General features: G+C 42.5%; 9 protein-coding genes. 1 reads left to right on the top strand and 8 read right to left on the bottom strand.

Annotation, left to right across the window (positions count from 1 at the left end; all coding sequences use genetic code 11):
• Positions 1-154: 154 nt before the first annotated feature.
• The 7 genes from KYJ26_RS21010 to KYJ26_RS20980 form a co-directional block, all read right to left on the bottom strand.
• Positions 155-469 (bottom strand): MTH1187 family thiamine-binding protein, encoded by a 315-nt coding sequence (locus tag KYJ26_RS21010; protein ID WP_219169713.1) that lies wholly within the window; start codon positions 467-469, stop codon positions 155-157.
• A complete protein-coding gene (locus KYJ26_RS21005; protein WP_219169711.1) occupies positions 469-1,575 on the bottom strand; it encodes a YqgU-like beta propeller domain-containing protein in 1,107 nt (368 codons plus the stop codon). The genes KYJ26_RS21010 and KYJ26_RS21005 overlap by 1 nt, the downstream gene beginning before the upstream one ends.
• A gap of 462 nt (positions 1,576-2,037) precedes the next feature.
• Complete coding sequence (locus KYJ26_RS21000; protein WP_219169709.1) at positions 2,038-3,231, bottom strand: M14 family metallopeptidase; 1,194 nt, start codon at positions 3,229-3,231, stop codon at positions 2,038-2,040.
• 98 nt (positions 3,232-3,329) lie between these two features.
• Positions 3,330-5,207: an LTA synthase family protein gene (locus KYJ26_RS20995; protein WP_219169706.1), complete on the bottom strand. Its 1,878-nt coding sequence runs from the start codon at positions 5,205-5,207 to the stop codon at positions 3,330-3,332.
• A 338-nt stretch (positions 5,208-5,545) separates the two neighbouring features.
• Positions 5,546-6,514 (bottom strand): ROK family glucokinase, encoded by a 969-nt coding sequence (locus KYJ26_RS20990; protein ID WP_219169704.1) that lies wholly within the window; start codon positions 6,512-6,514, stop codon positions 5,546-5,548.
• 5 nt (positions 6,515-6,519) lie between these two features.
• Positions 6,520-6,726 carry a YqgQ family protein gene (locus KYJ26_RS20985; RefSeq protein ID WP_219169702.1) on the bottom strand — a complete coding sequence of 69 codons (207 nt, stop codon included), beginning with the start codon at positions 6,724-6,726 and terminating at the stop codon, positions 6,520-6,522.
• Positions 6,727-6,973: 247 nt separating this feature from the next.
• A complete protein-coding gene (locus tag KYJ26_RS20980; RefSeq protein ID WP_219169701.1) occupies positions 6,974-8,434 on the bottom strand; it encodes a spore germination protein in 1,461 nt (486 codons plus the stop codon).
• A 141-nt stretch (positions 8,435-8,575) separates the two neighbouring features.
• Between KYJ26_RS20980 and KYJ26_RS20975 the strand changes: the two genes are divergently transcribed.
• A complete protein-coding gene (locus KYJ26_RS20975; protein ID WP_219169699.1) occupies positions 8,576-9,454 on the top strand; it encodes a hypothetical protein in 879 nt (292 codons plus the stop codon).
• Here the strand turns inward: KYJ26_RS20975 and KYJ26_RS24305 are convergent.
• Entirely contained in the window at positions 9,451-10,974 is a 1,524-nt protein-coding gene (locus KYJ26_RS24305) for a rhomboid family intramembrane serine protease (RefSeq protein ID WP_219169697.1), read from the bottom strand. The two genes, KYJ26_RS20975 and KYJ26_RS24305, sit on opposite strands and share 4 nt — an antisense overlap.
• Positions 10,975-11,030 lie beyond the last annotated feature (56 nt).

Below are 11,030 nucleotides of genomic sequence, written 5' to 3'. Positions count from 1 at the left end.
AGCCGAGGAGGCTCACCGCCAGCCCCGCGGAAAGCGAGCACCTGTAGCGGAAATCAACCGCCACTCGCTACATCCAAAAGCAACAATATTTACGAAAACAACCAATTAAAAAGAGTGGGCATTCAATTAGCGAATGCCCACTCTTTTTGCCATTTTACTTTTCTAATTGACGCTGAATGGAAGACAGTTTCCCTTCCATAGTCGTTTTTTTATCCCTGCGGTCATCAATTCTGATATTGGTTGCCACACGCTGGATCCCGTGTTGGAATGGTGACTCATGAATATCTTGTATCACTTGAAAAAGAATAGGAAGTTCCCCTTCTATGATCGTATTCATGGGAGTAAGCTGAAAACGAATTTCCCCTTCCTCCTCATATCCCTTCAGAATCTTTTGCAGGTCCGCCACATATGAACTTACACTGGGTGATTCCGTTCCAATTGGTATAACTGTTACATCGACAATCGCCATTAACTATCTGCTCCTTCTTCTTTTAGTAGTTGAATGATGTTCGGTTTCTTGAGATCGATTACTTTTTCTAACTGGTTTCCGTATAAACAAAACCCTCCATCAGGGGAGCATTGAATGGGTTCTAAAGGGAGATCTTCAAATAACACGTTCTCCTTACCTGAAACCGTATCCCAGCTCTTTAAAGAAAACGTCCCTGTGTACGTATCAAAAGAGCCTGGCTCGTTTGCAACGAACGTAATCAAGCGACCATCCTTTTCTATCATATCATAATAAGGAATTAACCAATCAGAGTAACGGCTCAATAGTTCTACTGTAAATTCAGATTGAATTTCTCCATTGGTATCAATGAACTGATATGTGAACGGCATCCGATCTTCACCTGAATGAACTGATAATAGAGAATCATCGAACTGATTGAAGTGAACACTATCCTCCACAATCATTTTCTTTTCATTATTGAGGATATTTTGAGAAATCAGCGGTGCTGATACACTCAGCTCATTCGAACTCCAATCTTGAAAAAGGATGGAGGATTCTGATTGCCACTGAACAAATGGCTGCTCCACTTCGATGGGATTCATTGTCTTATTCTCCAGGTTTATTTCAAAAACCTGAAAGCTCCAATCTTCGCTGAAACTTGTCATTAACAAAACATCCTCGCTGAATTGATTCCATGAATGAGTCAATTCATAGGAAGGTACATCCTTTTGAAATTGGATCTCTCCCGTTGCATCTATTATGGTCACCTGCGCTGAATATGAAGCAGGGGACGAATGGATGAATATTTTTTTCATATCCGGTGAAATGCTTGCAGTGACATATGAGGAGTTCACTTCATAGATTTTTTTACTGGTGCCATCATATAAGTTGTAGATAAAGAAGGAGGTGACACCCCCCTCATCTTTCACACTCAGAATTTCAGAGTTAGACAGCCAGCCCACATTTTCAATAAATCCATCGACAGGAAGGTGGTTGGCCATCAATTCTTTCTTCTCAGCACTCACTTTTTCTGAGGGGGGGGTTTGCGTCTCGTCTGACTGACATGCCGGCAACCACAATATGCACAACATCATGAGCATGATCAAGCTTAATTTTTTCTTCTTCATCCTCTTCCCCCCTCCCATTTTATTTCATATTAATTAGTACGTTTTTAAAGCAAAAATGTTTCAAAAATATTAAAAAAACATTACAAAAATTCAAAAAAAGTGATGACCAGATGCTCATATATACACCTTTTGGGTCACCACAATATCGGTTACTATTCACTAGGATGATGATTAATTTTACTCCTGATTGCTGATTTCTACAATAGTTATTTATGGAACAAATTCATCGTTTTTTCGAGGGTTTTTTCACCAACCCATTTCTTTGGTGTACTGTCATAAATAAAAGCTTTTAAAAAGATTATTGTTATTCATACACAAGATTCGGCTTGCGTATGCTCTGTCGTTAGGTTGTGCTGGAGGGTGAAGGGAACTGCTCCGATTTCTATGGAAGTTCGGCCAAGCCTCCTCAGCACAAAAAGCGGAGGCGGCTAGCCCCTCGAGGTCAAACCGCCTCCACTTTTGTTAGTACCAGCGATAAATGGAAACAAGGAATATGCCCAGGACGTCCTGGTAGATTTCATCAAATTGAGAAAGGGGTAGCGGATTGATCCCTTTTCCTAACTCCAGAGTGAATCCTGCTTTTTTGAATTCCTTAATGAACCAATCCTTATAGCCTGCGTAGCTGTCAATATATCTGACAGATTCATATCCGCTCACTCTGGTAAAATCAGCTGCAAGTTTGGCGGCATCCGGAGGTTCCAACCCTTCATAACCCCAATAAAACTCTTTCCCCTGGGTATGAATGGCGAGGAGACGATCAAAATTCTCTTGCTGTGCAAGGTTAGCCATTGCGATGGCTTCAGGCTCTGAAAGGGGCTTATATCCTGGGAAATCTCTCGGGGCAGGTGCTTTCTCCTCTTTTCTTTCCTTTTCGATTTCCCATTTGGCAGGAAACTGATTATTCAGATCCACTCCCTTGATATTGGCTTTCCATCCGGTAAAATCCGTGCTGCCCCTATTGATGGCAAGCAGTTCTTTCCTTCTATCCTCCGGTGGTCCAATCAGAACAAGATCCACTCCATCGGGGTTCACCATCGGCACGAATGACACCGTCACATCCCCATAGATCGGCAAGGTCTCTATACCTCTTATTGGGTTACTGTTGGTCAGGGACAGTAAATACTCATTGAGAAACGACATAAGGATGGCGGTCGTGATCCATTCATTTGCATGAAAGGAAGCATTCAATTGAACCTTCTTCTTTCCGGTCCCCACCCGGATTTCCACAAGGTCGTCACCCAGAACACTCTCCCCAACAGACCTTAATCTTATGAAAGGGTAAATCTCTTTTAGGCTTTTAATGTCTTTATGGAGTATTTTAGAATGATATGCCTGTTTTCCTTTGACGATGGGAGTAATAACCCTGGACGGCAAAATGATGGTTGAACCTATTTGCAGTCCATTCGCATTTACGCCTTCATTTAATAGAAGTAAGGCGTCGACGCCAATGTTCCACTCACTGGCGAGTGCCCAAAAGGTATCACCTTTTCTGATCGTATAATTTACTTCCCTAAAACCGGGGAGATCTATTTCTGTACCGATCTTCAATTTATTCGGTTCAACGGAAGGGTTTGAATCGATGATGAGCCCGATCGGGATGTAAAACAGCTGACTGTAATACCAAAGGGTGTCCCCACTGCGCACTTTCACTTTCATGATAGAACCTCCCCATACATATGTCCTTACTTACATGTATGAACAGTTCGAAGTTTCATGACAAAAAAAGCTTGCGAAAATCTTCGCAAGCCTTTTGTCTATGATTCGTCATTGTCCGTATTTTCATTGTCTCCATAAAAGCGAAGCAGGTCTCCGTAAATGATCTTATCGGAGTACTCGAGCTCATTATTCACCCGCTCTTTAAATGGTTCACAATAGTTCATATCCGTTTTTTCTTCTGTCTCTTTGTCCCAGCATTTTTCTCCAGCATACACGTAGTCTTTCGTGATGAATCGACCGTCTCGAAGTATGGCGAGATCTTCATGTTCCTCGGAGAAGATATCCGATCCAAACTGTATGTCTTCCTTGGTATCGATTCCGAGAAGGTGCATGATGGTCGGCTTCAGGTCAATTTGCCCTGACACTTTGGAAATGATCTTTCCATTCTGACCTGGGATATGGATAATCATCGGTACTTGTTGAAGCTGAGTGCTCACAAATGGTGTGATATCTTTACCAAGATATTGACTCATCGCCTTATTATGGTTCTCAGATATCCCATAATGATCTCCATACATCACGATGACAGAGTTCTCATACAGTCCGGCTTCCTTTAAATCAGTGATGAAGTTCTTCACTGCTTCATCCATATAACGGACCGTTTGAAAATAGCGATTCACTGTACCATCATTGGAAGTATAGGGATCGATCAACTTATCTTCTTCGTCCAAAGTGAAAGGGTAATGATTCGTTAATGTGATCATCTTAGTACTGAACGGCTGCGGCATTTGTTTCATATGCTCTACAGACTGCTTAAAGAACGGGATATCTTTCATACCCCAGTTTACTGAGTTTTCTTCTGTTACATCATAATCCGGTAAGGAATAAAAACGTTCATATCCTAACGAATCATACATAATGTCACGATTCCAGAAACTTTTATTGTTTGCATGCATGGCTGTTGTATAATATCCGTTTTCCCCGAGCTTTTCCGTCATCGACTCAAACTCATTCCCTGAATGGGTAAAGAAAACAGCTCCCCGATTCAACGGGTAAAGGGAGTTGTCCAGGATGAATTCTGAATCTGACGTCTTTCCCTGCTGGGTTTGATGGTAGAATTGATCAAAGTAGTAGCTTTCCCCGATGAAGTCATTCAGGAAAGGCGTGATTTCCTGACCGTTCACTTCACTGTTGATGACAAAGTTTTGCAGTGACTCAAGAGATACAATGATCAGGTTTTTACCCTTGGCTGCTCCGAACATTTCTTTATCGGGCTCAATGTACCCTGCCCTGACATAGTTATCGATGTCTGCCAGCTCACTTCCATCTGCCAATGCTCTCTGTGCAGAAGATTTGGATTGAAGAAAGATATCGTATACATGGTAATTGTATGTGCCAATATTCTTGACGAGCATTTCACGATCGAATGTCCTTGTAAGTAATTGAGGTCTTTCCGATTCTGCAAGGCCAAGGTTAAAGAAAACAAGGGCTGTCGCCACCAGGAAATAAGCCCGTCGGTTGGCCCTGGAGTAATTCTGTAAAGAAAACCAGGTTGGCTTTATTTTAATGATGAGAATTAACATGATCACATCAGTGAAGTAGAATATATCCTTCCAGCTCATGATGGCGCTGGCACTTGTGCCTAAATCAGAGAAGTTGCTCGTTTGAAAGAGGACAGGCAATGTCAAGAAATCGTCGAAGAATCGATAGAACACGACGTTCCCGTACAGGATAAACGATAGGATGAAGCTTATTGAGATAATATAACGGGTACGTGATTTATCCTTCTTAAGGAGTAATCCTATTCCAAAGATGAATAGTAAGAAACTTAGCGGGTTAATAAAAAGAATCAGTTCCTGGAGTGTATTTTCTATCTTTATATCAAAGCTAGTTTTATAGACAATATACGTTTTGATCCAGAGGAGCAGTGCCGCGATGATGATCAGCGGTACTTTAGGTGTCTTTCTTATATTCATGTACTCAGCCTCCTTGCTACAAACGGTTCCTTCGTATGTAACACTTTCATTATAGTAATGGTAAAATAAGGTAATAATTCGAAGCAATCTTGACTTATATTAATACTTTTTTTACAAAACGTCAAACGCGGTTTCATATTGAGGGCGTATAATAGTTAAAGTCTTATTAACTTACCCATACTATTAGACGATTGAAACCATTAAAAGTTTCAAAAAAACATGATTAATAAAAAACGGTACAATGGTCCGTGGGTTATTTGCACTAACAAAGGCAACAAAAAAAAGAACCTTCCAGTCTGGAAAGTTCTTCTTTTGTCATCATTTTATCACTCATACAATCAGATTTTGTTCTTGACTAACCATGCGGCTCCGATCACTCCGGCATCATTTCCAAGAGTGGCAATACTTAAGTTCGTCGAGGTACGAACTGTAGGAAATGAAAATTGTTCAAAATGTTTCTTGACCGGCTTTAATAAGATATCCCCCGCTTTCGAGACTCCGCCACCGATCACGATTTTTTCAGGGTTCAATCCGTTTCCTAGATTTGCAAGGGATAACCCGAGGTAGAATGCTAATTGATCGACGACAGCAAGGGCAAGTTCATCGGTCTCTCTCGCTGCATCAAAGATGTCCTTCGCATTGATCGTGCCACGGGAGTCTCTCAGCTCTCTAAGTGAGGATTCATCCGCAACAGCATCCAGTTTCTCATTGGCTAAGCGAACGACACCAGTGGCAGAAGCAACGGTTTCAAGACATCCCGTCTTTCCGCAATTACACTGGAAACCACCTTCTGGAACTACTGTGATATGGCCGATTTCACCACCTGCCCCTTTCACACCGTGGACGATATTTCCGTTTGTGATCACACCGCCTCCCACACCTGTTCCTAATGTGACACATACAAGATCCTTGGCACCATCTCCTGCCCCTTTCCACATTTCACCCAATGCGGCACAGTTTGCGTCGTTGTCAATGACTGCGTGCAATCCTGTTTCAACTTCAAGCAGATCTTTTAACGGTGTATTATTCTCCCACCCTAAATTGACCGCTTCGTAAATGATGCCTTTTGCTGTATCGACGGGTCCTGGTGCTCCCATGCCGATCCCGACCAGTTTTTCTTTAGTTTGATCCAGTTCCTCAAGCTTTTTATCAATCGCTTTGGCAATATTCACGATGATATTTTTTCCGTTTTCTGATTTATCAGTGGGGATTTCCCATTTATGTAGAAGCTCTCCATATTTACTCAAGAACGCAATTTTTGTTGTCGTTCCCCCTAAGTCCACTCCAACCAACCATTTTTCTGTCATTTATATCACCTGTCCTGTTTTTCTTTTTCAATCTCTATTTCATGTCGCAACAACAATAAAGCAGTCTGAAAATCACGGGTTTCAATTAGCTGGGATTGATAGAGTTCCTTTAGTTCGCCTTCCATTAGCTGCAGGTCGGAAAGACGATGCCCAACATATATAATGGTTCCGTAACTTTTTAGTAACTGTTGGATATCATAAATCGTTTTCATGCCATACACCTGCTTTCAAATCTTCACTATAAAGTATAAGTGAAAACCGCTTTCTTCTCAATCAAAAACAAAGATTATCGTTATTCCATACTCTGTTAATCAGCGTGTTTTTCAAGATGAGGGGAACTAGTTCTTCAAAAGCAACAATCTTTGCAAAAAGAGACTTTTTAGAAGAGCACTACCATTGCAAATAAAAAGAGATTCCCTTAAAGGTTTATCCAATAAGGAAATCTCTAATCTATCGTTTCTACCGGTCCGGGTCTTTAGGATGAAGAAATCTCGGACGCCTGTTCTTAAGTGGCATGGGTGAACGAAGAAATACGTCCCTGAATGCCCTGAAGTTGAATGGGATGAATGGCCACATATATGGAATGCCAAAGGAGTTCATCCTTGAAAGCATGATGATCCATAAGAATATCCCTATCACAAATCCGTAAACCCCGAATAAAGCCGTACAAATTAATAGGTATATTCTCACGAGACGGTTGGCCAGACTCATTTCGTAACTTGGAGTAGAGAACGTACCGATTGCAGCAATGGCCAGATAAAGGATGACTTCATTGATGAATAGACCGACTTCCACCGCAACCTGGCCGATCATCAATGCGGCCACGAGACCCAGGGCAGTTGCCAGAGAAGATGGAGTATGAATGGCCGCCATCCTCAATATATCGATTCCGACTTCAATAATTAAGAATTGAAGGAACAATGGAACTTCTCCCACATCATTCGGTCCCACATATTGAAGGGCTTCCGGCAGGAGTTCGGGGTGAATCGCAAATAAATAATATAGCGGCAGCAAGAAGATTGACGACCATACGGCAATGAACCTTACGAACCGGAGATACGCTCCTACAGAAGGTTTATTCCTATACTCCTCGGCATGTTGAAGATGATGCCAAAAGGTCGTCGGGGTGATCATGACACTCGGGGAGCCGTCCACCATAATCAGGATATGACCTTCGTAAAGATGTGCTGCCGCTGTATCTGGCCGTTCTGTGTACCTTACCAATGGATAGGGATTCCAATGACGCCCGGCGATGAACTCCTCGAGCGTCTTCTCACCCATCGCAAGTCCGTCTGTATCGATCTTTGAAAGCGCATCTTTGATTTTATGCACCAGGTTCGGATCGGCGATATCTTCTATATAACTGACAACGATATCGGTCTTGGATCTTCTCCCAATCTGCATGTATTCCATGCGAAGAGAGGGATCGCGAACCCTCCTTCTCGTCAATGCGGTATTAAAGACAATCGTCTCGACGTACCCGTCCCTTGAACCCCTGACAACCCGTTCGATATCCGGTTCCTGAGGTCCCCTTACCGGATAGGTCCTCGCATCAATCATAATGACCTTGTCGATTCCGTCCACTACAAGGGCTGTCGGACCCGCTAATACTAAATCAATCACCTGATTCAAGTCATCTACTTGTTCAATCTCTATATAAGGAATGTACGTCTTCAATAACTTCTCTAACGTATCTTCTTCCAATTGTTCAGGACTGAGCCCCGATAAGAGCTTCATTAAATAATGCATGATATCGTCTTTTACAAAGCCATCCACTAATAACATGGCCATTTTTCGCTCAGCATACTCCAGATCCAATTGAATGACATCAAAGCTCTTGTCCACTGCTAAGGTGTCCCTTAAATAATTGGTGTTTTCTTCAATCTGAGTAGAGACAGGCTTTTTCTTTTCGTTTGACATTAGCCTTCACTCCCAATACCTTTACATGAATTTCCATCTTTACCATCCTAGACAAGGTAACCGGAAATCATACATCGTATCATATTCAAATACAGATCTACATACTATGTACTAAATGGACAAACCACTGGGGTGAACAAAATGAAACATAGGTTGAAAGAAGCAATGCCCTTCTTGATCATCATGTGTCTAGTCACTCTCGGCATTCAATACATCTACAAACCACAGACAGAAGAAAGTATTATTTTTTTTCCGATCAATGAAAATGTTTCCTACGAATCAGCGGCTACGATCCTCATGCTTGAGCCGAAGAAGAAGAACGATCATTACGAAGTGGACTGGAAGGTATCTTCAAAGCTTGATACACCGGCTTATTTACGTCAGGATGTCGGCTTTTTATATATGAACGGGAGATTGAAGGGGCTCATGAATGAATGGGAACAGGATACAGATCAAATTGTGGAGCAATCCACAATAAAAGGCAAGGAAAGCAGTCTCCTACAAGCCGTATCTTTCCATTATTCCGAGATACATGAATCCGACACTGATTTCACCAGTGCCCAGAAAATGTCCGAAGATACACTGTATGTGATCGATTCCAATTTCAGTCCCCTAAATGCTTTCAGACAACCGGGGACCGAAGCGGAAAACGAGTGGAAGGGAATCCTCGACAAGGTGACGAAACAACAACTTGACTACTTATGGGAAAAAGGGATTTCTTCAAAGGGGATACAGATCAAAGACTATACTTCCTTCCCTTTGACCTCACTTCCTATGTACGAAAGCCGCCCATTGGAAGGATTCACCAAACAGGAATGGGATCGCCTGGTCGGAAATCTGTGGGAGGGTCTGTATAAAAACTATTATCTCGGAATCAAAAAAGAGGACGGCTCTGTCGTGGAATCCATAGACAGTGCCATCCCGCTTATATTGGTGAAAAAGGATAAAAAGGAAGTCCTTGTGCTGCTGATTGATCAAAATGGGGATGCTTCCTTACTCAGACAACTGATTTCCATTTAAAGGTTTCCCTGAAGTTCTTTATACAGCTTCTCATAATTTCCATCTTGCCTATTTAGCTCATAGGCTTTTTTTGCATGAAGGAGAGCCTCTTCCTTTTTACCAGAATCAATCAGAATCAATGCCAGATTGTAGTGAGCTTCATGAAAGCTTTCATCTTCTTCTATGGCCGCCATCAAATGCTTTTCGGCGGCTGCCAATTTATTCTGTTTGATTTCAGCATACGAAAGATAGAAAAATGTCTGGGCATTTGGCGAACCTTCCTCAACCACCGGGATAAGGAGCTTCTCTGCTTCCTCCCAATTTCCATTCGATATCTTTTCCTGGGCCACCCCATTGACTGTATCGACATCCCATGTCGCGGAATCCGTTCCGATCCCTTGCCATACCAATATACCTATGAGCAAAAGGCTTCCCACAAGGAATGATATCTGCTTAAGGGGACGGACATTGTGTGGAAGACTGACGATACCGGCTACAAGAAATCCCCCTATCAATCCGCCTAAATGACCAGCGTTATCAATGCCTGGAAGGGAGAATCCAAGGGCCAGATTCAATAAGATCACACCAATGATGTTCGGGCCCATTGTTCGAAAAAAAGTGCTGGGATGCAATACACCAAAGTAAAGGAGAGCACCGAAACACCCAAAGATCGCTCCGCTTGCCCCGGCTGATAGATTGGAAGTGAACAGGAAGCTGGCAAGAGTACCAGTCACTCCCGACAGCAAGTAAATGACAACGAACCGGGTCCTTCCGAACATCTTTTCCACTGCCATCCCCAAATAATAAAGCGCCAGTGTGTTCATCAAAAGATGCAATAATCCTATATGAAGGAAGATAGGGGTCACGAGGCGCCACCACTCTCCTTCGATCATAAGGGGGTTATACTTCGCACCGTATTCTATGAGCGTTTCCGGGTCCTTGCTTCCTCCATTCAGTTCGAGGATAAGGAACATGATGACTTGAACGGCAATGAAGAAATAAGTGAAAAACGGCTTACCCCTCTCGAATAGCTGTCTCTCCTTCTGAACTTGCCGTTTAGATGACGTCAGGGTCATGTTCTTGATCCAATCGACATTCGCTTCCAGTATTTCAGGGGGAAGTTCCCATTCTCCTTCATTGAATAAAGGATCCCCTTTCAGCATTTCAACACTTTTTTCACCATGAAGAAGCATAGGCTGAACCTTTGTCTTTCGATGCTCCACAGGATCCCGAAGTAAATCAGGATCACCATCGACGGGAGGATAGGTTGATATGTAGAGGTTTTTTATTGTCAGTTGCCTTTTCCCCAGGGATTTTCTTATTTTCTCCCCATTTACGGTAGTCATTTCCAAATCCCGCTTGACCCAGTTACCCCAATCCAGGTCCCTTTTGACGATCCGGATGATATTTGCCTCTTTCACCCTCGAATTTTCCAGCCATATCTCATCCTGATTCTGAGAAAGATTGAGTATCCGATATTCTTTATATTCCACCAGATGGTGAGCCGCTTTCCAAAATAAATAATGATAACGTAAATCCACAACATCCACTACTTTCTTATAAACTCTTTTACCACTCCCAGAGTCTTAATCTTCAT

The sequence above is a fragment of the Rossellomorea orangium genome (genome assembly GCF_019334305.1).
Classification (GTDB): Bacteria; Bacillota; Bacilli; order Bacillales; family Bacillaceae_B; genus Rossellomorea.
This window is presented reverse-complemented; position numbering and strand designations above follow the sequence as displayed.